Origin of the sequence: Streptomyces sp. ALB3, from assembly GCF_044385685.1 — a bacterium.
In the GTDB taxonomy this organism is placed as follows: Bacteria; Actinomycetota; Actinomycetes; order Streptomycetales; family Streptomycetaceae; genus Streptomyces.
Map to the genome: position 1 here is coordinate 48,447 of NZ_JBISCE010000034.1, position 22,923 is coordinate 71,369.

The 22,923-nt window shown below is 72.3% G+C and carries 20 protein-coding genes; 7 read left to right on the top strand and 13 right to left on the bottom strand.

What is annotated here, in order from left to right:
- Nucleotides 1-101: 101 nt before the first annotated feature.
- The gene (locus ACHFIV_RS21190) at nt 102-725 is read left to right on the top strand and encodes a DUF642 domain-containing protein (RefSeq protein ID WP_398971270.1); all 624 of its coding nucleotides are present in this window, start codon (nt 102-104) and stop codon (nt 723-725) included.
- A 94-nt stretch (nt 726-819) separates the two neighbouring features.
- Here the strand turns inward: ACHFIV_RS21190 and ACHFIV_RS21195 are convergent, their stop codons facing one another.
- Genes ACHFIV_RS21195 through ACHFIV_RS21205 form a run of 3 tightly spaced genes read right to left on the bottom strand, consistent with a single transcriptional unit; the run spans nt 820 to nt 3,880 of the window.
- Nucleotides 820-1,413, bottom strand: a complete 594-nt coding sequence (locus ACHFIV_RS21195; protein WP_398971273.1) for a TetR/AcrR family transcriptional regulator — start codon at nt 1,411-1,413, stop codon at nt 820-822.
- A 38-nt stretch (nt 1,414-1,451) separates the two neighbouring features.
- Nucleotides 1,452-3,119: a class I adenylate-forming enzyme family protein gene (locus tag ACHFIV_RS21200; protein WP_398971274.1), complete on the bottom strand. Its 1,668-nt coding sequence runs from the start codon at nt 3,117-3,119 to the stop codon at nt 1,452-1,454.
- On the bottom strand, nt 3,116-3,880 hold the full coding sequence (locus ACHFIV_RS21205) for an SDR family oxidoreductase (RefSeq protein WP_398971277.1): 765 nt from the start codon (nt 3,878-3,880) through the stop codon (nt 3,116-3,118). Before ACHFIV_RS21205 ends, ACHFIV_RS21200 begins: the two co-directional genes overlap by 4 nt.
- Nucleotides 3,881-4,052: 172 nt before the next feature.
- Between ACHFIV_RS21205 and ACHFIV_RS21210 the strand changes: the two genes are divergently transcribed.
- Nucleotides 4,053-5,321: an exo-beta-N-acetylmuramidase NamZ family protein gene (locus ACHFIV_RS21210; RefSeq protein WP_398971279.1), complete on the top strand. Its 1,269-nt coding sequence runs from the start codon at nt 4,053-4,055 to the stop codon at nt 5,319-5,321.
- Between the two features lie 73 nt (nt 5,322-5,394).
- Here the strand turns inward: ACHFIV_RS21210 and ACHFIV_RS21215 are convergent, their stop codons facing one another.
- Nucleotides 5,395-8,223, bottom strand: a complete 2,829-nt coding sequence (locus tag ACHFIV_RS21215) for a penicillin acylase family protein (RefSeq protein ID WP_398971282.1) — start codon at nt 8,221-8,223, stop codon at nt 5,395-5,397.
- A 221-nt stretch (nt 8,224-8,444) separates the two neighbouring features.
- Here ACHFIV_RS21215 and ACHFIV_RS21220 point away from each other — a divergent pair, with 221 nt between their 5' ends.
- Nucleotides 8,445-9,062, top strand: coding sequence for a hypothetical protein (locus tag ACHFIV_RS21220; RefSeq protein WP_398971285.1), 618 nt, complete (start codon nt 8,445-8,447; stop codon nt 9,060-9,062).
- A 41-nt stretch (nt 9,063-9,103) separates the two neighbouring features.
- Here ACHFIV_RS21220 and soxR read toward each other — a convergent pair whose 3' ends face one another.
- Nucleotides 9,104-9,577 carry a redox-sensitive transcriptional activator SoxR gene (soxR, locus tag ACHFIV_RS21225; protein ID WP_398971287.1) on the bottom strand — a complete coding sequence of 158 codons (474 nt, stop codon included), beginning with the start codon at nt 9,575-9,577 and terminating at the stop codon, nt 9,104-9,106.
- Between the two features lie 158 nt (nt 9,578-9,735).
- On the opposite strand from soxR, the gene ACHFIV_RS21230 reads away from it, so the two are divergent.
- Nucleotides 9,736-10,197, top strand: a complete 462-nt coding sequence (locus ACHFIV_RS21230) for a MaoC family dehydratase (RefSeq protein ID WP_398971289.1) — start codon at nt 9,736-9,738, stop codon at nt 10,195-10,197.
- Nucleotides 10,198-10,254: 57 nt separating this feature from the next.
- Here ACHFIV_RS21230 and ACHFIV_RS21235 read toward each other — a convergent pair whose 3' ends face one another.
- The 3 genes from ACHFIV_RS21235 to ACHFIV_RS21245 form a co-directional block, all read right to left on the bottom strand.
- Complete coding sequence (locus tag ACHFIV_RS21235; RefSeq protein ID WP_398971292.1) at nt 10,255-10,878, bottom strand: TetR/AcrR family transcriptional regulator; 624 nt, start codon at nt 10,876-10,878, stop codon at nt 10,255-10,257.
- 84 nt (nt 10,879-10,962) lie between these two features.
- The gene (locus ACHFIV_RS21240; protein ID WP_398971295.1) at nt 10,963-11,253 is read right to left on the bottom strand and encodes a YiaA/YiaB family inner membrane protein; all 291 of its coding nucleotides are present in this window, start codon (nt 11,251-11,253) and stop codon (nt 10,963-10,965) included.
- 105 nt (nt 11,254-11,358) lie between these two features.
- The gene (locus ACHFIV_RS21245) at nt 11,359-12,510 is read right to left on the bottom strand and encodes an acyl-CoA dehydrogenase family protein (protein ID WP_398971298.1); all 1,152 of its coding nucleotides are present in this window, start codon (nt 12,508-12,510) and stop codon (nt 11,359-11,361) included.
- 65 nt (nt 12,511-12,575) lie between these two features.
- On the opposite strand from ACHFIV_RS21245, the gene ACHFIV_RS21250 reads away from it, so the two are divergent.
- From ACHFIV_RS21250 to ACHFIV_RS21260, 3 genes are read left to right on the top strand one after another with little or no spacing between them, the layout of a single operon-like run.
- Complete coding sequence (locus ACHFIV_RS21250; protein WP_398971300.1) at nt 12,576-13,250, top strand: TetR/AcrR family transcriptional regulator; 675 nt, start codon at nt 12,576-12,578, stop codon at nt 13,248-13,250.
- A 23-nt stretch (nt 13,251-13,273) separates the two neighbouring features.
- The gene (locus ACHFIV_RS21255) at nt 13,274-13,990 is read left to right on the top strand and encodes an ArsR/SmtB family transcription factor (RefSeq protein ID WP_398971531.1); all 717 of its coding nucleotides are present in this window, start codon (nt 13,274-13,276) and stop codon (nt 13,988-13,990) included.
- Nucleotides 13,991-14,034: 44 nt separating this feature from the next.
- Nucleotides 14,035-15,021 carry a DMT family transporter gene (locus ACHFIV_RS21260; RefSeq protein WP_398971302.1) on the top strand — a complete coding sequence of 329 codons (987 nt, stop codon included), beginning with the start codon at nt 14,035-14,037 and terminating at the stop codon, nt 15,019-15,021.
- A 96-nt stretch (nt 15,022-15,117) separates the two neighbouring features.
- On the opposite strand, the gene ACHFIV_RS21265 is transcribed toward ACHFIV_RS21260, so the two are convergent.
- The 5 genes from ACHFIV_RS21265 to ACHFIV_RS21285 form a co-directional block, all read right to left on the bottom strand.
- A complete protein-coding gene (locus tag ACHFIV_RS21265) occupies nt 15,118-16,206 on the bottom strand; it encodes a Zn-dependent alcohol dehydrogenase (protein ID WP_398971305.1) in 1,089 nt (362 codons plus the stop codon).
- A 31-nt stretch (nt 16,207-16,237) separates the two neighbouring features.
- Nucleotides 16,238-17,632 carry an aldehyde dehydrogenase family protein gene (locus ACHFIV_RS21270; protein ID WP_398971308.1) on the bottom strand — a complete coding sequence of 465 codons (1,395 nt, stop codon included), beginning with the start codon at nt 17,630-17,632 and terminating at the stop codon, nt 16,238-16,240.
- A 218-nt stretch (nt 17,633-17,850) separates the two neighbouring features.
- Nucleotides 17,851-19,110: an MFS transporter gene (locus ACHFIV_RS21275; RefSeq protein ID WP_398971311.1), complete on the bottom strand. Its 1,260-nt coding sequence runs from the start codon at nt 19,108-19,110 to the stop codon at nt 17,851-17,853.
- Nucleotides 19,110-20,528, bottom strand: coding sequence for a CitMHS family transporter (locus ACHFIV_RS21280; RefSeq protein ID WP_398971315.1), 1,419 nt, complete (start codon nt 20,526-20,528; stop codon nt 19,110-19,112). Before ACHFIV_RS21280 ends, ACHFIV_RS21275 begins: the two co-directional genes overlap by 1 nt.
- Before the next feature lie 119 nt (nt 20,529-20,647).
- The gene (locus ACHFIV_RS21285) at nt 20,648-22,828 is read right to left on the bottom strand and encodes a molybdopterin oxidoreductase family protein (RefSeq protein ID WP_398971317.1); all 2,181 of its coding nucleotides are present in this window, start codon (nt 22,826-22,828) and stop codon (nt 20,648-20,650) included.
- Nucleotides 22,829-22,923 lie beyond the last annotated feature (95 nt).

The window sequence follows — 22,923 nt, forward strand, 5'->3', positions numbered from 1 at the left end:
CGTCCGGCCTCTTGGCGGGGTGGGCCGGGATCCGCACACTCCGAGTGGGCTCCCCGCCGGGAAGCCCCGCCGCCGGCGTCGCGTGAACCGAGAGGCCTTCCATGCGCCCGCTCCACCTGTCCGCCGCCGCCCTGCCCCTCGCGGTCCTCCTGCTGACGGCCGCCCCCGTCTCCGCCCGGGCCCATCCGCACGACACGACGACGCACACCCCCGTCACGGCCGTCGACGGCGGATTCGAGACACCGGCCGTCCCCGCGCCGTCCCCCTTCACCACCTACCCCGGCGGGCAGCCCGTCGGCCCCTGGACGGCCGGCGGTGACAGCGTCGACCTGACGTCCGACCGCCTGTGGGACGCCGCCGAGGGCCACCAGTCACTCGACCTCAACGGGAGCTCGTCCGGCAGCGTCTCGCAGCAGATACCCGTCCTGCCCCTGACCTCGTACGTCGTCAGCTTCGAGCTGGCCGGCAACCCGGCCTGGGCGCCCGCCCTGAAGACGGGCGAACTGAGGGTCGACGGCACACCGGTCAGGACCTTCGGCTTCGACATCACCGGCCGGGGGTTCCGCGACATGGGCTACATCCGGCAGAGCGCCGTCTTCACCAACCTGCTGAAGAACTCCGTCACCCTCACCTTCGCCTCCACCAGCCCCGGGGTCGGCGGCCCTGTCATCGACGACGTCCGGGTCCGCAGCTGCCTGCTGGTGCTCTGCCCGCCCACCTCCTGACCCCGGACGCACCGGGCCTGCCGGCGCCGGCGCGCGTCTTCCGGAGCGCGTGGGACGACGGCGGGGCACCGACGGCACGGACGACGGGGCGCCGTCAGGGGCGCAGGGCCCTCAGCAGCAGGTCGGCCAGATGGTCCGCGACCTCCTGCTGGCTGAGCGGCCCTTCCGGGCTGTACCACGTGGACAGGTGGTGGACCGAGCCGAAGTGGTAGTCGACGACCAGGTCGGCCGGCGTCGCCGAGGAGAACACCCCGCTCTTCTGGCCCTCCTCGACCAGGGCCCGGAAACGCTCGTGGTACCGGCGGCGCTCGATGCGCACCTGCTTGTTCTTCTCCGGGCTCAGGTGGTGCATGGAGCGGAAGAAGATCGAGGCGTCGTCGAGGTTGTCGATGGTCGTGACGACCACGTCCGCCGCCGCGTCACGAAGCCGCTCCTCGATGGGCGCCTCGGCGTTCGCGAAGGCGTCGAGCCGCTCCTGCTGGAGCCTCAGCACCCGGGCGTAGACCTCCTGGAGGAGGTCCTCCTTGGAGCCGAAGTAGTGGTAGAGCGCCCCCTTGGTGACGCCCGCGGCCTCGACGATCTCCTGGACGGAGGTGCGGTCGTAGCCGCGCTCCGCGAAGAGCCGGGTGGCGGCGGCCAGCAGCCTCTGGGGGACGGGCGTACCGTTCCCGTCCGTCGCCTTGGCCATTGCCGCCACCTGCCCTCTCGTACCGCGCGTGAACTGTTCTAACGGGGGGAACGCAGTTCCCGCCTGAGGATCTTCCCACTCGCCGTCTTCGGGAGTTCGGTCAGGATCTCCACTTCGCGCGGGTACTTGTAGGCGGCCAGCCGCTCCTTGCAGTACGCGCTGAGCTCGCCCGGTTGCGTCTCGGCGCCCGGCCGCAGACTGACGTAGGCCCGGACGGTCTCCCCGCGGTAGCTGTCGGGAACGCCCACGACGGCCGCCTCGCGGACCGCGGGATGGGTGTAGAGGACGTCCTCCACCTCCCGGGGCCACACCTTGAAGCCGGAGGCGTTGATCATGTCCTTCTTGCGGTCCACGACGTAGAGCCAGCCCGCCGCGTCCATGAAGCCGATGTCGCCGGTGCGCAGCTCCCCGCCGGGGAAGGCCGCCTCGGTCGCCTCGGGCAGCTTCCAGTATCCGGAGACGACCTGCGGTCCGCGTACGGCGATCTCGCCCTGCTCGCCGAAGGGGACGTCGCAGCCCTTCTCGTCGATGATCCGCACCAGGGTGTCGGGGCCCGGGACGCCGACCGAGAGGGTGCCCGAGACGGGGTCGACGGGTGCCTCGTGCTCCGGCGGTACGGACGCGCAGGGCGCGGTGCACTCGGTGAGCCCGTAGCCGTTGCGGATGTACGGGCCGAAGCCGTCGCGGAACTTCTCGACCAGCGCGGGCGGCAGCGGAGCGCCGCCCGAGGAGATCACCTTGAACGAGGAGAAGTGCTCCCGGGTGACCTGCGGGTGCGCGGCCAGCGCCATGAAGGCGGTCGACGGGCCCACGGTGTAGGCGGGGCGGTGCTCCGCGAAGGCTTCGAGGACCACGCTCGCCTCGAAGCGGTAGGCGAGGACCAGGGTGCCCGCGTTGGCGACGCAGGCGGCGAGCTGGCACACCATGCCGGTGATGTGGAAGAGCGGGGCGAGCGCGAAGTAGGACGAGCCCTCTTCGATGGGGTGGCCGGCCCGCTGCCGTTCGGCGTTGATCATGATGTTGCCCTGGGAGTTCATGGCCCCCTTGGGGGTGCCGCTCGTCCCGGAGGTGTAGCTGATCAGGGCGGTGTCCGCGGCGGTGAGCTCGCGGCCGTCGGGGGCGGCGAGGCCCCGGCGGGCCACCGCCACCAGGTCGGACGCCCAGTCGTCGGCACCCGGGGCCGGGAGCCGCTCGAAGCCGAGCACCCGCGGGTCGTCGGCCGACTGGAGGTCGAGCTCGCAGGCCGTGACGGCGATCCGCACGCTCGGGGCGGCCTCGGCGGTGGCACGCAGATAGGAGTCCCAGGCCCGGTCCGAGCAGATCAGCGCGGTCACCTCGGCGTCCTTCAGTACGTGGCCGACCTCACCGGCCTTGTACATCGGGTTGAGCGGGACGACGGTCGCGCCGGCCTTCCAGGCCCCGAGCAGCGCGAGCACGAAGTGCGGGGTGTTCTGCAGCATGATCGCGACCCGGTCGCCGCGCTCCAGCCCCTCGGCGGCGAGGTGGGCCGCCACGGAGTCGGAGAGCCCGTCGGTCTCCCGGTAGCTGAGGCGTCCGTCGAAGTAGGCGAGAGCGGTGCGCTCAGGAGCCCTGTCCACGGCCGCGCGAAAGGCGTGGACCATGGTCTCGGCGGGGTGGACGGGGGCGAGCTGGGCCTCGCTGAGCAGGGCGGTCCAGGGCTTCGCCGCGTAGATCGACTCGGTCATGCGCCGGCCTCCTCCCACTTCTGCTGCAGGCGGTTCATGCTGCCGATCCACTGGTCGGGGTCCTTGGCCCGGGCGCGGTAGTAGCCGGCCACCTCCGGGTGGGGCAGGACAAGGAAGCGGTCCTGCTCCATGGCGTCGAACAGGGCGTCGGCGACGGCCTCCGGCTCGATCGCCGTAGGGGCGAGGACCAGGTCGCCCGCCGATCCGGCCGACGTGAGCATGTCCGTGCGGACACCCTGGGGGCAGATCGTGTGGACCTTGATCCCCCGGTGCCGGTAGGTCAGGGAGAGCCACTCGGCGAACGCGACCGCGCCGTGCTTGGTCACGCTGTACGGGGCGGCGCCGATCATCGTCAGCAGGCCTGCGGCCGACGCGGTGGAGACGAATCGGCCGCTGCCCCGCTCCAGCCAGTCCGGCAGCAGCGCCCTGGCCGCGCGGACGTGCGCCATGACGTTCACGTCCCAGGCCCTGGCCCAGACGTCCTCCTCGGCGAAGGCGTCTCCGCCCGAGGCGAGGCCGGCGTTGGCACAGTAGACGTCCACCGTGCCGTCGAGTGCGTCGCGCGCGGCGTCCACGACGGTGGAGGCGTCGCCCGCCACCACGGTGCCGCCGATCTCCTCGGCCAGCGCCTTGATCCGGTCGCCGTCGAGGTCGTTGACGACGACCCGCGCGCCCTCCGCGGCGAATCTGCGGGCCAGGGCCGCTCCGATGCCGCCTCCGGCTCCCGTCACCACTACGCCAGCGCCCTGCACCGTACTCATCGGTCCCGCCTCTCTCAGCCGTCTTCCCCGGCAGACTAACCAGTCGGTATGTGATCGGGGAAGAGGTTCGGGGCAGGACTGGGAATCTGCCCAGTCGCGGCCGTTCCGTGCGGCCCCCACCCGCGCTAGCGTGCGTGACCATGACAGTCGACGCGATCATGGAGGTAGCCCGATGACCCTGTCCAGGCGTGGTTTGCTGGCTGCCGGCGGTGTGATGGGGGCCCTCGCGACGACCGGGGCCGGGCCGGGTACGGCCGTGGCCGCCGGCCGGGAGTCCGGGGCCTGGCACCCCCGGGTCCGCACCGGCTTCGAGCGGCTGGCCGCCGACGGGTACCGGCTGCTGGCCGGGCAGAAGGTGGGGATCGTCACCAACCCGACCGGTATCACCGCAGGCGTCCAGCACATCGTCGACGTGATGCACCCCGACGACCGGGTGAACCTGACGGCCGTCTTCGGGCCCGAGCACGGTTTCCGTGGGACCGCGCAGGCGGGGGGCTCGGAGGGCCGGTACGACGACCCGGCGACCGGACTGCCGGTCTACGACACGTACCTCAAGAGCGGGCAGCCGCTGGCCGACGTCTTCACCGCGTCGGGCGTCGACACGGTGGTCTACGACATCCAGGACGCGGGCGCCCGCTTCTACACGTACATCTGGACCCTGTACGACTGCATGGAGGCGGCCGCGCTCGCGGGCAAGCGGCTGGTGGTCCTGGACCGGCCGAATCCGGTCACCGGCAGGGCGGCGCTCGGGCCCGTGCTCGACCCGGCCTTCGCGACCTTCGTGGGACGCAGGGAGATCTCCCAGGCGCACGGGATGACGGTGGCGGAACTCGCGCTGCTCTTCAACGAGGAGTTCCTCGGGGCCCGGCCGGTGGAGCTGGACGTGGTGAAGATGTCCGGGTGGCGCCGCAGGGACTTCTTCGACGACACGGGCCTGCCGTGGGTGCCCCCGAGCCCCAACATGCCGACGCCCGAGACGGCTGTGGTCTATTCCGGGACCTGTCTGTTCGAGGGGACGAACCTCTCCGAGGGCCGGGGAACGACACGGCCGTTCGAACTGCTCGGGGCGGAGGGGGTGGACCACCGCTGGGCGGCGGCCGCCAACGCCCTGGAGCTGCCCGGAGTCGCCTTCCGAGAGGCGTACTTCGCACCGACGTTCTCCAAGTTCCAGGGGAAGACGGTGGGCGGGGTGCAGGTGCACGTCCAGGACCGGGACGTCTTCGACCCCGTCCGCGCGGGTATCGCGCTGCTGGTCACGGCGAAGCGGACGTGGAGCGGGTTCGCGTGGCGGTCCGACAACTGGATCGACAAGCTCACGGGCAACACCCGGGTCCGCACGATGATCGACGCGGGTGCGGACACGGACGAGGTGGTGGGTGCCTGGGAGGACGACCTCGCCGCCTTCCGGAGGATGCGGCGGGAGTACCTGCTGTACCGGTGAGGGCCGGTTCCGGTGAGCCTGTTCCCCGTCCGGCGGGACGGGGAACAGGCTCGGTCACGGTCCGCCGGGCGGCTCAGCGGTGCGAGGGGAACTCCGCGACCAGCTGGTAGGTCGGCCGGTTCTGCCAGTGGATCGACTTCTGCGAGATCCCGCCCAGCGGGCGGTGGATGATCGCGTCGGTGCACCACTGTTCACCGGCCTTGCAGCTGTCGTCCCCCGGGTACACCTCGGAGGCGGGTACCGCCGCCGCCTCCTTCAGGGTGGTCAGCAGCGCGGAGCGGCAGGCACTCAGGTCACCGTTTCCGCAGTAGGTCCTCGCCAGCGGCCCCTCGACGGGCTGCCCGAGCACCTGGCGCAGGTCCTTGTCGGCGAAACCCCACCAGCCGTACTGGAACGCCGAACCGCTGTGCGCCCCGCTCGGCCCGTGGCTCGCGGCCGGGGACTCGTCGGTGGCCAGGCCGGCGGTGAGGGCCGTGTAGAGGCCGTCACCGAGACCCGGGCGGAATTCGGCCTCGACCAGCTTCGGCCACCAGGCGTCCATGAGCCGTACCGCGCCCGCGTGCGTGTAGCCGCGCGATCCGGGCGCGGTCTCCTTGCGTTGCGCGCCGGCCGCCCGCCAGGAGTCCAGTTGCTGGACCGCCGCGCTGACGGCCGGGTCGGTGACCGGCTGGGAGCGCAGCACCTTCAGGAGTTCCGGAAGCAGTTGCTCACCCCGGAGGTCGGTGAGTGCCGCCTCCTCCATGGCGCGGGTCAGGGAGGCCCGGGTCACGCCGCCCTCCTCGACGAGTGCGGAGACGCGGTCGTCGAGCAGGTCGCCCCGGTGCACCGCGCCGAAGCCGAACGCGGCGGTGGAGTAGTCCTCGGCCTGGCGGTTGTTCCAGGAGATGTAGTAGTCCTGGCCGATGGAGTGCGGGTGTTCGGCGAACGGGGTGTAGTCGGCGGTGTTGGCCGCCGGGTCGTAGCCCTTCCACTCGTACGCCTTCTCGGCCTTCACCGGCAGCGCGGCGTCGACCCCGGCCGCGCGCACGGGGTTCATCCCGCTGTTGTAGTAGGCCGTGGTGCGCGAGTCCGCGTAGAACCAGTTGAAGGCGTAGTCGATGTGGCTCGCCGCCTGCTGGAAGGACGCCGCGTCCGTCACGTACGCCGGGTCGTTGAGCAGCTGGAAGCCGATGATCGAGTCGGCCTCGTGCCGGTAGGTGGTGCGCAGCGAGGTGTAGGCGACGGGCTTGCCGTCCACCGTGGCGCGGTGGGTGACGATGCCGTAGCCGGTCCGCCACACCCGCATCCGGTAGGAGCCCTTCGCGGTGGAGTCGGCGACGGTGGGCTTCCAGGAGTTGGCGCGCTCCAGCTTCTCCATGGCCGTGCAGGCCCCGTCGTGGCGGTAGTGGGTGGAGTCCTTGGTGGGCGCCGAGCCGTCGGGCTCGCAGAGCTCGACGGCGTAGGTGTCGGTGATGTCCTGGGCCGCCGAGGTGGCGCTCCACGCGTAGTCCTGGCCCCGGCCCATCTGGATGTACATGCCCACTCCGGCGAAGGAGACGCCGCGGGCGCTGATGCCGGGACCCTGGAGTTCCTGGAGCATCATCAGCTGCGGGGCGAAGTAGCCGGTCTGGGGGCCCATGACGGCGATGGGGTTGCCGCTCGCGGTGTGCTTGCCGGAGACCAGGAGCGCGTTGGACATACCGCGCTTCTGCGCGCCGTCGCCGGAACCCGGCAGCGAACCCCCCGGGATCACCCCGTCGTCGTACATGCCCTGCAGCGGCTCGAGCGCGGCCGGCGCCCGCACCGGGTCCTTCCTGTTCGTGCCGGCCGAGCCCGTGCGGTCGTGTATCAGGGGCTCGGGTGTGACGGAGCCCGGGTCGGGGAGGGCGGTGCCCCGGGCCTTGTCGGGCTTGTCGGCGTACGGGAACGAGGTGCCGTCGTGGACGGTGAGGACCGCCTCCGGGTCGTTGCGCTGGCGGAAGGACTCCCAGACGCGGGTGCCCTCCTCGACGCCGTACTTCTGCTGGGCCGCGAGCAGCGAGAGCGCGGCCTGGACCTCGCCGCCGCCTCCCCCGCCGAACTGCCCGCCGACGACCGAGGCGATCGATATGAGGTCGGTCAGCTCGAAGGGCTGGATCTCGCCGATGTTGGTGATGGAGTCGATCTTCCCGGTGAGGACGTACTCGCCCGGGAAGTAGCGGCCCTTCTTGGACTTCACCCGGTAGGCGTTGATCCCGTCGATGTAGGCCTGCGCGTCGGCCATCGCCTGCTCGCCACGCGCGCCCTCGGTGTTCCTGATCCATTCGACCTGGGCCTCGAGGTCCGCCTCGGTGTACGGGGCCTGCGGCCAGAACTGCTGCTCGAGCCCTTGGTTGGCCAGCGCTCCCCCGGCGAAGGAGGTCAGCTCGCCGCGTCCGATGTGCCGGAAGAGGTCCATCAGCCACAGCCGGTCCTGGCCGGCGGCGTACCCGGCGCCGAACTCGGTGCCGTAGCGGGTGGTGCCCTTGATGTGCGGGACCCCGCTCTTCTTGTCGCGGGTGATCGTGACGTCCTCGCGTGGCTTCGTCACGGACTCGACCTGATCGGCGGCGACCCCGAAGGAGGCGTCGTTGAAGAAGTCGGTCAGCTTCTGGTCGGTGAGGCCCGTATGGCCCGCGACCAGGCCGTTGTAGCGGTCCAGCTGGTCGTCGCTGTGCGCGGGGTGCGTGCCGAACGCCTTGTTCCCGAGGATCTCCACGAGCGTGGCGTTGCCGTTCTCACCGGGCGGCAGGATGTCCGCGCACTGGTTGTGGCAGTGGTCGGTGACGGCGACGGGTTCCGGCTCCGCGGCTCCGGCGGTGGGAGCCGAGGCGAGCAGGGATGTACCGAGAGCGAGAACGGCCGCGACTGCGGCGGCTCCGAGCGTGCGGGTGCGTGGGGGCATGCGTGCTCCTCCAGGTGGCCGATGCGCCGGAGGTTACTGGCGGTACACCCCGCCGGTAAGGTGAACACCAGTCACTTTTTCCGAATCCCCACGCCCCGTACGGGCGGTCCCACGTGGACCGTCTCGATCCGTGGACGCTTTCGCCTTTCGATGGAGCCGAACAGGGCACTCGTACGTCCATCCCTTGACGCCGAAGTACGAGCGACGGAGGTGGCAGTGCCATGGCCGGTTTCCGGAGTCTTGCGAGACAGGTCCGCGACCCGCGGGGCGATCTGGCTTTGCGGCGGTATTCGCTGCGCAAATGCCTGGAGAGATTCGCCCCGTACGGCCACCGGGCGACCTGGGATCATCTGTGCGCCCGGCACGGGATCGAGCCCGAGGACAGGGCCCCCGAACCGGTGCGCCTGATCCGCGCGCTGGACGAACTGGAGGAGGCGCGGGCCGTCTGGCTCGCGTACGAGGCGGGTTTCGCCGAGCGGCGGCGCCGTGAGAAACACGACGGGCTGCGGCGGCCCGGCGCGTTCGACGACTGGCACCGGCGGACCTGGGGCGGCAACGGGATCGCCCACTGCGGGGATCCGGGGGTGCACCCCAGCGCGCCCCTCGCCGAGGTCCTGGGACGGCTGATCGCGGCCCTGGGCGGCAAGCCCGGCGCCGCCTGCCCGGTCTGCGCGGGGACCGGGATCGTCTGGCGGCAGGACCTGGACCGCGAACCGTGGGCCGGCCCGGTCTGCACGAGGTGCGGCATCGTGGTCCCCCGGCCCGTCCTGACGGCGGGCGCGCTGGCCAGGGCCAGGGGCTCACGCACGACGAGGGGGCTGACGGCGTCGGCCGCCTGAGGCGGGGAGGCCACCGGAGGACCGGCGGAGCCGGGGCGCGCTCAGGAGCTGTCCGCCGCGCCCCGCTCGGGCATCAGACGTGAGCCGGCCATCCGGTCGCCGAAGACGTCGTCGGGGTTGGACAGCACACAGGTCTCCAGTGACAGACAGCCGCAGCCGATGCAGTCGGTGAGGTGGTCACGCAGCCGGCCCAGCTGCTTGATCCGCTCGTCCAGTTCCGAGCGCCACGCCCGGGAGAGCCGGGCCCAGTCCTCGTGGTTCGGGGTGCGCTCCTCCGGGAGCTCGGCCAGCGCGTCCCGGATGGTGGCGAGCGGGATGCCCACCCGTTGGGCGGCGCGCACGAACGCGACCCGGCGCAGGGCGTCCCTGGTGTAGCGGCGCTGGTTGCCACTGGTACGGCTGCTGCTGATCAGGCCCTTGGACTCGTAGAAGTGCAGGGCGGACACCGCGGCGCCGCTTCGGGCGGAGAGCTGGCCGACGGTGAGTTCTTGGTAGGTCTGCGGGATCTGTGGCACCCCCGCAACCCTAGTGGCCGCACCTCGGCCTCCGCCCGCCACTTCGAGAACCCGGCCGGTCCGTCGTTGACAGGGACGCGCGGCCCAACCATGCTGAGCAAGCGCTTAGACATCGCCCCGGAGAGGGTGACCGACAGCCGGAAGGCAGGACCACCACCATGGCAGAGCCGAAGATCTTCACGTCCGCACAGGAGCTGCGGGACGGGGTCGGCCAGGAGCTCGGGTACAGCGACTGGCTGGAGATCGAGCAGAAGAGGATCGACCAGTTCGCCGAGGCCACGGGCGACCACCAGTGGATCCACGTGGACCCGGAGCGCTCCGCGAACGGCCCCTTCGGGACGACGATCGCGCACGGCTATCTGACGCTGTCGCTGCTGCCGGTGCTCGTGCCCCAGATCCTCCGGGTGGAGGGCGCCACGATGGGCATCAACTACGGGACCAACAAGGTCCGCTTCCCCTCGACCGTCCCGGTGGGCTCGCGGCTGCGCGCCGGCGCCGTGCTCAAGAGCGTCGAGGAGGCGGGCGGCGGCGTGCAGGTGACCGCGCTCGTCACGATCGAACGTGAGGGCGGCGACAAGCCGGCCTGCGTCGCGGAGTCGGTGTCGCGCTACTACTTCTGACCCGTCGCCGCCTCCCGGCCGGTGCGGGAGTGCGCCGGGCGCCCGGGGTGCCCGGCGTCACTTCTGGGCGCCCACCATGCGCAGGACGAGGTCCGCGTAGAGGGTGCCGACCTGCTCGGGCGTCCGGCTGCCCTGCGCGTTGAACCAGCGCGCCACGTCGATGCAGAGGGAGAGCACGGCGAGTGTGGTGCCCGGGACGTCCGGGACGTCGAATTCGCCCGCCCGGACGCCCTCGCCGATGATCCGGCGCACCACGGCGTCGGTCCGCCTGCGCAGGGCGACGATCTCGGCGCGGTGCTCGTCGCCGAGTGCCTCCAGCTCGTACTGCACGACCCGGGCCGTGGTGTGCCGCTCGGCATGCCAGCTGACGAAGGACCGGACCGCGTCGGCGAGCCGCTCGGCCGCCGTGCCGTCCTTGCCGGCCGCCGTCTCCAGGAGCAGCAGGGCCCGGTCGTGGCCGATCCTGCTGATCCTGTGGAGCAGCTCTTCCTTGGTCTTGTAGTGGATGTAGAGCGCGGCCGGGCTCATCCCGGCCCGGCCGGCGATGTCCCGGGTGGTGGTCGCGTGGTAGCCGCGCTCGGCGAAGGCCTCGACCGCCGCCACGAGCAGCCGCCTCGCCGCCTCGGGCGTGACCTCGCTCCACGGCGCGCTGTCGCCGTCGGTCTCCTCCGCCGTGCTCATCGCCACGTGCCCCTTTCCGCTGGCAGGACGAACACCATACCGCGAACCTGAGCAAGCGCTTAGAGCTCTGGCGGGAGGAGGGCGTCAGAGCTTCTGGAAGGGATCGTGCTCCGCGAGGATCTTCTCCAGCCTCGCCTGGTCGACCCGGCTCACGATCTGCCCCGCCTCGTGGCGGTCCCTGATGACCTTGGCGAGGGTGAAGCACGAGGTGACGAGATAGAGCACCCCGATGGCGAGGAAGGCCCGCACCCAGGCGTCGGCGTCGAGGAAGAAGATGCCGAGGGCCACCGCGCCCATCGCCACCCCGAAGGAGAGGACGGCCTGTCCGTAGAAGGCGGCGGTGCCCTGCTGCTTGACCGATGTTGTCTCACTCATGTCGCACAGCATCCGGCGCGGTGGCGTACCCCACCATCCGTCGGCGTACTCAGTCCGTACTCAGAAGCGGGCTCCGGGCCGGCCCGGCGGGCGGGCCCGGCCGCCTCAGAAGGCGGAGACCCCCGTCAGGGCGCGTCCGATGATCAGCTTCTGGATCTGACTGGTGCCCTCGTACAGCGTCATCACGCGGGCGTCCCTGACCAGCTTCCCGACGGGGTACTCGTCGATGTAGCCGTACCCGCCGAACACCTGGAGGGCGTTGTTCGCGGCACGGACCGCGGCCTCGGAGGCGAAGAGTTTCGCCGTCGAGGCGGCGGTGGCGAAATCCTGCCCGCGGTCGATGAGGTCGGCGACGCGCCAGGTCAGCATGCGGGCGGCGTCGACGTCCACGGAGATGTCGCTGATGAGCTCCTGGACGAGCTGGTAGCTCGCGATGGACTTGCCGAACTGCTCGCGCTCGCCCGCGTAGCGCACGGCGGCGTCGAGGGCGGCCTGCGCGATGCCGACACAGCCGGCCGCGACCGACATGCGGCCCTTGGCCAGCGCGGACATGGCGACGGAGAAGCCCTTGCCCTCGGGGCCCATGAGGGTGGAGGCGGGGACGCGGACGTCCTCCAGCACCAGTTCGGCCGTGGCCTGGCCACGCAGGCCGAGCTTGCCGTGGACGGTGCGCCGGGTCAGGCCCGGGGCGTCGGCGGGCACCAGGAACGCGGAGACGCCCCGGTGTCCGGGAGCGTCGCCGGTGCGGGCGAAGAGCAGGACGACATCGGCCCACGTCCCGTTGGTGATGAACATCTTGGAGCCGCTGATGACGTAGTCGTCACCGTCCCGGACGGCCCTGGTGGTCAGGTTCCCGGCGTCGGACCCGGTGCCCGGCTCGGTGAGGCCGAAGCAGCCCACGGCCTCACCGGAGGTGAGCTTCGGCAGCCACCGGCGCTTCTGCTCCTCGCTCCCCCAGGACGCGATCGTCTTGGCGACCAGGCCGAGCGAGACGGACACGATGCCGCGCACCGACGAGTCACCGCGGCCGAGTTCCTCGGTCACCAGGCAGTACGCGAGGTGGTCCCCGCCGGAACCGCCGTACTCCTCCGGGATCGTCAGCCCGAGGAAGCCGAGCGCTCCCAGTTTCTTCACGATCGACTTGTCGACACTCTCGGCCCGGTCCCACTCGACGACGTGCGGGGTGATCTCCCGTGCGACGAAGTCCTCGGCGAGCTGCCGGACGGCGTCCTGCTCCTCGCTCAGCTCCAGGTTCATCCTGCGACACCCCACTTTTAATTAGCACTGCTAGTTTTAAGCTTGCAGGCCCTACTATGTGCCGCATGGCCCGACCGCGCAAGCCCCTCCTCAGCAGAGACCGCATCGTCGACGCGGCGAGCGCGCTCGTCGACGCCGAAGGGCTCGACGCGGTCTCGACCCGGCGTCTCGCCGCCGAGCTGGGCGTCAGCGGGCCGTCGCTCTACAACCACTTCCGGAACAAGGACGAGATCCTCGACGCGGTCGCCGACGCCGTGTCCGCCCAGGTCGACCTGTCGATGTTCGAGGAGCCCGGGCCGCACGACTGGCCCGCCGCCCTGCACGACTGGGCCGTCTCCTACCGCGCGGCGCTCGCCGCGCACCCGCACATCGTGCCGGTGCTCGCCCAGGGGCCCGGCCGCCGTCCGGCCGGCCTGCGGGTCGCCGACGCGGTCTTCGGCGCCATGGTCCGGGCCGGCTGGCCGCCCGCCCAGGCCACCTACATCGGCGCCCTGATGCGCTACTTCATCACCGGATCGGCCCTGGGTTCCTTCGCCCGCGGATTCGTCGACGACGAGACGGCGTACGACCCCGCCGACTACCCGCACCTCGGCCAGGCCCACCTGCTGGCCGACCGCCGCCAGCAGGTCGACGAGGGAGCCTTCGAGACCGGGCTGCGCGCCCTGCTCGACGGCCTCACGCTGCAGTACGAGCAGACGGTCGCCGGCCGCACGGTACGGCCGGCGCCGAACGGTGCCTGACGCATCCTGGACGCATGTCCCGCATGACACCGCACGATCCCGCCGCGCCCCGGCTCGCCGCCCTGGCGGCGCTGCTCGCCGACGAGACCCGCGCCTCCTTCTGCCTGGCCCTGCTCGACGGCCGGGCGTGGACGGCGGGTGAGCTGGCCCGGGCCGCCGGGGTGGCCGCGTCGACGGCCAGCGAGCATCTGGGCAAGCTGGTCGCGGGCGGGCTGCTGGCCGAGGAGCGCCAGGGCCGCCACCGCTACCTGCGGCTCGCCGACGGGCGCGTCGCGCAGCTGGTCGAGGAACTCGCCGCACACGCCCACCCCGGCGCCCGGACACCCCCGCGGACCCTGCGCGAGGCGAGCACGCGTCACGCGCTGGCCCGGGGACGCACCTGCTACGACCATCTCGCCGGGCGGCTCGGCACCGGCATCACCGACGCCATGACCGGGCGCGGACTCCTGCGGCAGGACACCGGCTTCGCGCTGACCGACGAGGGCCTGCGATGGTTCGGAGCGCTCGGCATCCCCCTCGACACCGGCTCACGCAGGCCCCTGGCGCGCGGCTGCCTGGACTGGACCGAGCGGCGGCCGCACCTGGCGGGCACCTCGGGTGCCGCCCTGTGCCGTCACGCGCTGGACGCCGGCTGGTGCGAACGGGTGGGAACGGGGCGGGCGGTCCGGGCGACCCCTGCCGGGCTGCGCGCCCTGTCGCGGCACCTGGGCCTCGAACCCGCCACGATCGACACGGAGTGACAATTCGGTGGGTCCCGAAGGGTTCCCGGCTTAACGTCGTGGTCATGACGACGACACCGACAGCGCGCCCCGCCGCGCCGGACACCTCCGGGCGCGACTGGCGCGCCCCGGCCGCCGCCTGCACCACGGTCATCCTGTGGGCCTCCGCGTTCGTCTCCATCCGCAGCGCGGGCGAGGCGTACTCGCCGGGGGCCCTGGCGCTGGGACGGTTGCTCGCGGGCGCCCTGACCCTCGGCGTGATCCTCCTGGTGCGCCGCGAGGGCCTGCCGTCCCGAGCCGCGTGGCCGGGCATCATCGGTTCCGGACTGCTCTGGTTCGGCCTCTACATGGTCGTGCTCAACTGGGGCGAGCAGCAGGTCGACGCGGGCACGGCGGCCATGGTCGTGAACGTGGGACCGATCCTGATGGCGCTGCTGGGCGCCTGGCTCCTCCACGAGGAACTGCCGCGCAGGCTCCTGACGGGCATGGCGGTCTCGTTCGCGGGCGCCGTCGTCGTCGGCCTCTCGATGTCCGGCCACGGGACCTCGTCCGTGCTCGGCGTGCTCCTGTGCCTGCTGGCCGCGCTGTCGTACGCGGGCGGGGTGGTCATCCAGAAGCCCGCTCTGCGGCACGGGTCGCCGTTGCAGATCACCACGTTCGGGTGCCTGGTCGGCACGGTCGCCTGCCTGCCGTTCACCGGCGTACTGGTCTCCGAGGCGGCCGACGCCCCCCTCTCCGCCACGCTCAACATGATCTATCTCGGGGTCTTCCCCACCGCTCTGGCCTTCACCACCTGGGCCTACGCGCTGGCCCGCACCACCGCCGGCCGGATGGGCGCGACGACGTACGCGGTGCCCGCGCTGGTGGTGCTGATGTCCTGGCTGCTGCTGGACGAGGTGCCCGCGCTGCTCACCGTCGCGGGCGGACTGCTCTGCCTGGCCGGGGTCGCGGTGTCGCGGACCCGTGCGCGCGGCCGCGGGGCACCCGAGGGCCCGGCGGTGGACACGGAGCCGCCGGCCGGGCCCGGGCAGGGGACGGCCGACCGCTCCTGAGGACCGCCGCCGGGAGGCACGCAGGCCTGGCCGCGCGCCGGCGTACCCGCGAGGTCCCGCTCCGCTCACCTCTCCGGCGGACGGCGGGACCTCGCCTCACCTCGGCGGGAACACCACGAGGGCGCGCCCTCCCTTGCCCGCGACCATGTTCTCGAAGGCCGCCGGGATGCCGTCCAGCGAGATCCGCTCCGTCACCAGCATGGAGAGGTCGAACCGTCCGGCGCGGATGTGGTCGGCGAGCACCGGCAGGTCGCGGGCCGGGTCGCTGTTTCCGTAGACGCAGCCGGTCAGTGAGCGGCCCCAGTGGAAGATCTCCAGTGCGTTGAAGGTCACCTGCTGGTCCTTGCCGCCGATGCCGACGACGGTGGTGCGGCCGCCGCGGCGGGTCGACTCCCAGGCCCCGCGGATCGTGGCGGGCCGGCCCACGCACTCCACGGCCACGTCGGCGCCCTGGCCTCCGGTGAGCTTGCGGATGGCGCGCGGCGTGGTGTCGGACGCGACCACGTAGTCGGTGGCACCGGCCCGGCGGGCCAGTTCCTCCTTCTCCGGTGACACGTCCACGGCGATGATCTTCGACGCCCCGGCGATGCGGGCGGACTGCAGGACCGCGAGGCCCACCCCGCCGATGCCGAAGACGACGACGCTCTCGCCCTCGCGCACCCGGGCGGAGTGGTGGACCGCGCCGTAGCCGGTCAGGACCGCGCAGCCGAGCAGGGCGGCGTCGTCGAGCGGGATGCCCGCCGGGGCGGGCAGCACGCAGTTCGCGGCGACGACGGTCTCCTGGGCGAAGGCCGCGACGTTCAGGCCCGGGTGGAGTTCGGTGCCGTCGGCCGTACGGGCATGGATGTTCGCCGCACCCTTGAGGGCGTCGGCGCAGAGCCAGACCTCGCCGATCCCGCAGTGGAAGCACGCCCCGCAGGACGGCGCCCAGTTGAGGACGACCGGGTCGCCCGCGGCGACGTGGGTGACGCCCTCGCCGACGGCGAGCACCGTTCCGGCGCCCTCGTGGCCGAGGACGGCGGGGACGGGCAGCCGCATGGTGCCGTTGGACAGGGACAGGTCGGAGTGGCAGACACCGGCGGCGGCGAGGGAGATGCTCACCTGGCCGGGGCCGGGCTCCGGGAGTTCGATGTCGGCGATCTCCAGTGGAGCTCCGACGGCGGGCAGTACAGCGGCGCGGACCACGAACAGACTCCTCGGTGGATCGGCGTGGGGATCAGAACTGGAGGGACTTGGTCTGGAGGTACTCGGCGAGGCCGTGCGGGCCGAGCTCGCGGCCGACACCCGACTGCTTGTAACCGCCGAAGGGGGCGAGCGGGTTGAAGCGTCCGCCGTTGATGTCGACCTGGCCGGTGTCCATGCGGCGGGCGAAGGCCACGGCCTCCTCGTCGTCCGCACCCCAGACGGCGCCGGCCAGCCCGTACACGGTGTCGTTGGCTATGCGCAGGGCGTCGTCCACGTCCTCGTACCGCAGGATCGAGAGGACCGGACCGAAGATCTCCTCCCGGGCGATGGTCATGCCGGGCGTCACGTCGGCGAACACGGTGGGGCTGACGTAGTAGCCCTGGTCCTTGGGCGCGTCGGGGCCCCCCGCGACGAGGCGCGCGCCCTCCTCGATGCCCTTCTCGATGTAACCCCGCACGCGGGCCTGCTGCTTGGCGTTGACGACGGGGCCGACCCGCTCCCCGGGCACGTACTTGGCGACGGCCGTGGCGGCGAGACCCACCGCCTCCTCGTACCGCTCGGCGTCGACCAGCATCCGGGTCCAGGCGCTGCACGTCTGGCCCGAGTTGGACATCACGTTGGCGACGCCGACGTTGACCGCCTTGGCGAGGTCGGCGCCGGGCAGGATCACGTTGGCGGACTTGCCGCCGAGCTCCAGCGCGACCCGCTTGACCGCCGCTCCCGCGGTGGCTCCGATCTGCCTGCCCACGGCCGTGGAACCGGTGAAGGAGACGAGGTCGACGTCCTCGTGCCCGGCGAGTGCCTGGCCCGCGACCGCCCCGATGCCGGTGACCAGGTTGAAGACGCCGGCCGGCAGACCCGCCTCCTGGGTGGCCTCGGCGAAGAGCTGCGCGGTGAGCGGGGTGTCCTCGGCGGGCTTCAGGACCACGGTGCAGCCCGCGGCCAGCGCCGGGGCGACCTTGGCGACGATCTGGTGGAGCGGGTAGTTCCACGGTGTGATCGCGCCGACGACCCCGACGGGCTCCAGCAGGACGGTGGAGTTGCCGAGCCTCTCCTCGAAGGAGTAGGAGGCGGCCAGTTCGGCGTACGAACCGGCGACCAGTACCGGTACGCCCGCGTGCACCGCCTGGGACAGCGGCAGGGGGGAGCCGAGCTCGGCGGTGACCGTCTCGGCGATCTCGTCCTTGCGGGCGGCGAGCACGTCGCGCAGCGCGGCGATCCCGGCGGCGCGCTCGGCGGGCGGGGTGGCCGCCCAGCCGGGGAACGCGGCGCGTGCGGCGCGTACCGCGGCGTCGACGTCCTCGGCCGTGCCCGCCGGCACGTGCCCGATGACCTGCTCGTCCGCGGGGTTCACGACCGCGATCGTGTCCCGGCCCGAGGCGGGCCGCCACTCCCCGCCGATGTACATCCCGTCATGCGCCTTCATGGCTGTTCCTCCCGGGCTCGCTGTGCCTGCCGCCGAAGCCGTGCGTCGTACGGACGGACGCCGTTCCCGCCCAAACTAGCGCTGTTAGTTTTTCGGCGCCAGGGAACCGCTGGAGACACAGGTCACGCACGGCCGGTGGCCACACTCGCATGCCGGGCCGGGAAAGGCCCCGGCCGGGCCGTGGAGGACTCCGGAAGTGGCCGGGGAACGCCGCCGCGTCAGGTGGATTCCCGCCCGGCGCGGGAGCGTCCGGCGCGGGGCGAAGCCGCCGGACGGGGAGCCGGGTCCGCGTGCGCCACCGCACCCCGGCCGCCCCGCAGCCCGAGCACCGCCGCCCCTACGAGCAGGACGCCCAGCATCACGAACGGCGCGGCGGTGCCCGCGACCCCCGCGATCAGCCCGGCCGAGGCGGGGGCCGCGACCTGGCCGAGCCGGTTGCCGGTGAGCCTGAGGGCGAGTGCGGTGGAGCGGGCCGCCGCGGGAGCCGCCTGTACGACGGTGGTCATCGAGAGCGGCTGGCCGACCCCCAGGCAGAAGCCCAGCACCGCGAGCATCACGGCGAGCGCCCACACCGGCACGGGCAGGGCGACGGCCGCGCAGAGGAGGCCGCCGAGCAGGCAGGTCGTGGAGAGCAGGGCGGTCCTGCCGACGGCGCGCAGCATCGGCGTCATGACGAGCCGGCAGGCGATGGTCGCGGCGGCCCGCAGGCTGAGCAGCAGCCCGACGGTGGCGGGGGCGATGCCGCGGTGCTCGCCGACCACCGGCAGGTAGGCGGTGAGGATGTCGGTGGCGCTGAGCACGGCCAGGCTGATGAAGATTCCGGCCGGGACCCCCCGGGTGCGCAGGATGCCGCCCACGGGCACCTTGCCGACCGCCTGCCGGGCCGGACCGCCCGCCCCGCGGTGTTCGACGCGCCACAGGGAGGTGAGGGAGACGGCGGCGACGGCCGCCGAGACGATCAGGGCGACGGCGCTCGTACGGGCCATCTCGCCGTTCCGCTCGGAGATGAGGTAGCCCGCGGCGATCGGCCCGACGAGCTGGCCGAGGGAGGCGCCGATGGTGAAGTGGCCGAAATTGCGGTCCTGTTCGGCGGGAGCCGACTGGCGGGCGACGAGCGACTGCGCGCCGATGACGAAGCAGAGGTGACCGAGGCCCATGACCCCGCTCCAGGCGGCCAGCACGGGCAGGGAGCCTGAGGTGCCGCTGAGCGCGCAGCCGCCGCCGATCAGGACGACCCCGACGGGCAGCAGCGGTGCGCAGCGGCCGTGGTCGGTCCGACGGCCCAGCGGGACGGCGGCGAAGAGCGGCAGGAGCGCGTACACACCGGCGATGACGCCGATCGCGCGCTCGTCGGCGCCCAGCGAGAGAGCCCGGTAGGAGACGGCGGGCCGCGCCATCGACACCGCCCCCTGCGCGAAGGCGAAGGCGATGACGAGGCGCAGCAGCCAGCCCCTGCCGGGCCGGGGTTCCGGAGGCATCAGACGATTCCGAAGAGGACTGCGGCGCCGAGGACGACCAGCGAGGTGAGCACGGCCCACTTGACCGTGAAGCGGGTGTGGTCGCCGAACTCCACCTTGGCCATGCCGACCAGGACGTAGACCGCGGGCACGAGCGGGGACGACATGTGCAGCGGCTGGCCCGCGATGGAGGCACGGGCGATCTCGAGGGGGGAGACGCCGTGGGCGGCGCCGGCTTCGGCGAGCACGGGCAGCACTCCGAAGTAGAAGCCGTCGTTGGACATGAAGTAGGTGAGGGGGAGGCTCAGCAGACCGGTGACGACGGCCATGTGCGGGCCCATCGCGTCGGGAATCGCCCCGACGAGCCAGTCCGCCATGTGCTCGACCATACCGGTGCCGGTGAGAACGCCCGTGAAGACGGCTGCGGCGAAGACCATGCCGGAGACGTTGAGCACGTTGTCTGCGTGGGCCGCGATCCTGGCCCGCTGGTCGGGCATGTGCGGGAAGTTGACGGTGAGGGCGAGTGCCGCACCGAGCAGGAACAGGACCGGGATCGGCATGAGTTCCATGATCATCGCGGCCAGCAGGGCGACGGTGAGGCCGGCGTTGAACCAGTAGAGCCTGGGGCGCAGCGTGGACCGGGCGGGATCGAGCCCCTTGAACTCCTCCTCGTCGCCGCCCTCGGCCGCCTGCGCGCCCCCGGCACCGGTGCCGGTGTCGGGGCCCTTGCCGGTGCCCTTCGGAGCCTTGGTGAGCCGGTCGCCGCCGCCCGCGCCGACGAGGACGGTCTCGGGCTCGGCCACCAGCACCTCGTCGAGGGTGAGCGTGCCGAGCCGCTTGCGCTCGCGGCGGCCCAGGACGCAGGCGAGGAGGATGACGGCGAGCAGCCCGACGGCGAGAGCCGGGATCATCGGGACGAAGATGTCGGCGGCGTCCACCTTGAGCGCGGTGGCCGCGCGGGCGGTGGGACCGCCCCACGGCAGGGTGTTCATGACCCCGTTCGCGGTGGCCGCGACCCCGGTCATCACGACCAGGCTCATCTTGAGCCGCTTGTAGAGCGGGTACATCGCCGAGACGGTGATCATGAAGGTGGTGGACCCGTCGCCGTCCAGGGAGACGACCGCGGCGAGCAGCGCCGTGCCGATGACGATCCGCATCGGGTCGGCCTTGCAGAAGCGCAGGATCGCCCGGACTATCGGGTCGAAGAGGCCGACGTCGATCATCACGCCGAAGTAGACGATGGCGAACATCAGCATCGCCGCGGTCGGCGCGAGGGTGCCGACCCCTTCGATGACGTAGTCGCCGAGTTTCGCGCCCTGTCCGACGGCCACGCAGAACAGGGCGGGGATCAGGACCAGCGCCGCGATCGGCGACATCTTCTTCGTCATGATCAGGACCAGGAAGGTCGCGATCATGGCGAAGCCGAGGATTGTCAACATATGGGCTACCTAACGTTCACCTTTGAACTTCACCGGTGCGGCGGTCCGGACGACGTTAGGGGCCCTGAAGCAGCGTTAACAAGATGTCGACCTGTGAGCAATACGAGCAAAACCCCAGGTCAGCGAGCCGGTGCTACGGAGACGGGGACGGCGTTGAGCACCGCGGTGCCGGACAGCGGGTCCAGGAGGCTGCCGTCCAGGAGCTGGTTGACGTTGACGCCCGGCTCCGCCCCTGCGACCGACATGCGGGTGCCAGGACGGCTGTGGCCCCACCCGTGCGGGAGGCTCACGACCCCCGGCCGCACCGAGTCGGTGATCTCCGCGGGCGCCTCGACCTCGCCGCCCGCGGCGGTGATCCTGGCCGTGTCGCCTGCGGCGAGGCCGATCCTCGCCGCGTCATCGGGGTGGATCTGCAGGGTGCAGACGTTCGAGCCGCCGCGCAGCGAGGCGACGTTGTGCATCCAGCTGTTGTTCGACCGCAGATGGCGGCGGCCGACGAGGACGAGTCCGGCGGGCCGCGCGCCGAGCGACGCGCGGAGCCGGGGCAGATCGGCCGCGATCGGTGCCGGGAGCAGCTCGATGCGACCGCTGCGGGTCCTGAGGACCTGCGGCAGGCGCGGCTCCAGCGGGCCGAGGTCGATCCCGTGGGGGTGCGCGAGGAGCTGGTCGAGCGTGAGCCCGTACGGGCCGAGGCGCAGCATGAGGTCGAGGCGGCGTTCGGCGCCGGTGCGGCCGGTCAGGCTGCCGGCCAGGTCCTCGGGCGCGCCCGCCCTGGCCAGCGCCGTCGTGATGGCCATGTCGTCGACGGCGCCGGGCGGTGCGCCGTGATTGCCGCTGACGGCGAGCACGAGCCGGGCCAGGATCTCGCTCTCGTCCATGCGGCCGTCCTCCAGCGGCACGGCGGGGCGGCTGTAGCGGACCTGGTTGCGGACGGCGAAGCCGTTGAACGCGAAGTCGAAGTGGGCGCTCTGGGAGGGTGGCGGCGGGGGCAGGACGACGTCCGCGTGCCGCGCGGTCTCGTTGAGGTACGGATCGACGCTGACCATGAAGTCGAGTCCGTCGGCGAGTGCCCGGTCCAGGCGGTCTCCGTCGGGGGCGGAGAGCACGGGGTTCCCGGCGATGACGATCAGCGCCCGGACCCGGCCCTCCCCCGGGGTCTCGATCTCCTCGGCGAGGGCGGCGACCGGCAGTTCGCCCTTGGCCTCGGGGTGTCCGGAGACCCTGCTCGTCCAGCGGCCGAGGGCGAAGCCCTTCCCCGGTGCGGCGGCGCGCGGGGCGCGGGCGGTGGCGGAGAGGGGGAAGAGCGCGCCGCCGGGCCTGTCGAGGTTGCCGGTCAGGATGTTGAGTACGTCGACGAGCCAGCTGGCCAGGGTTCCGTGCTCGACGGTACAGCTGCCGATGCGTCCGTAGACCGCAGCGGCGGGGGCGGCGGCCAGCTCACGGGCGATCTCCCGGATGGTGGACGCGTCCAGGTCGCAGGCCCCGGCCACGGCCTCGGGAGTGAAGTCCGCTATGGCGGCGGTCAGTTCGTCGTACCCCTCCAGGTGTCCGGCGAGTTCGCCGGGGTCGGCGAGCTTCTCCTCGACGACGACCTGGGTCAGTGCGGCGAGCAGCAGGGCGTCGGTGCCGGGCCTGATGGCGGCGTGCCGGTCGGCCAGTCGCGCGGTGCGGGTGCGGCGCGGGTCGATGACGGTGAGGGTTCCTCCGCGCCGGCGGAGCGCCTTGAGCTTGCCCGGGAAGTCGGGGGCGGTGCACAGGCTGCCGTTCGACTCCAGCGGGTTGGCGCCGATCAGCAGCAGATGAGCGGTGCGGTCGAGGTCCGGCACGGGGATGGCGTGCGCGTCGCCGAAGAGCAGTCCGCTGGAGACGTGCTTGGGCATCTGGTCCAGGGTGCTGGCGGTGAAGACGTTGCGGGTGCCGAGTGCGGCGAGCAGCAGCGGCGGGTAGAGCCCGCCGGCCACCGTGTGCACGTTGGGGTTGCCGAGGAAGACCCCGACGGCCTGCTTGCCGTGCTCCTGGATCAGGGCCGGGATCCTGGCGGCGATCGCGTCGAAGGCCTCGTCCCAGGTGGCCTCGCGCAGGACCCCGTCCATGCGGACGAGGGGCGCGCGCAGCCGGTCCGGGTCGGCGTCGAGGCCCCCGAAGGAGGCGCCCTTGGGGCAGATGAAGCCCTGGCTGAAGACGTCCTCTCGGTCACCGCGGGCTCCGGTGACCTCGGTCCCCTCGATGGTGAGGGTGAGTCCGCAGGTCGCTTCACAGAGCGGGCAGACGCGCAGAGCGGTACGGGATGCGTGGGACATGGGCCCTCCCCGGGGCGGCAGCGGTGCACGCGGGCGTGATCCGGCGTCCCACGGCGCGCTCGGCGGGCGCGGGCTCCCGGCGGACCGAGCATACC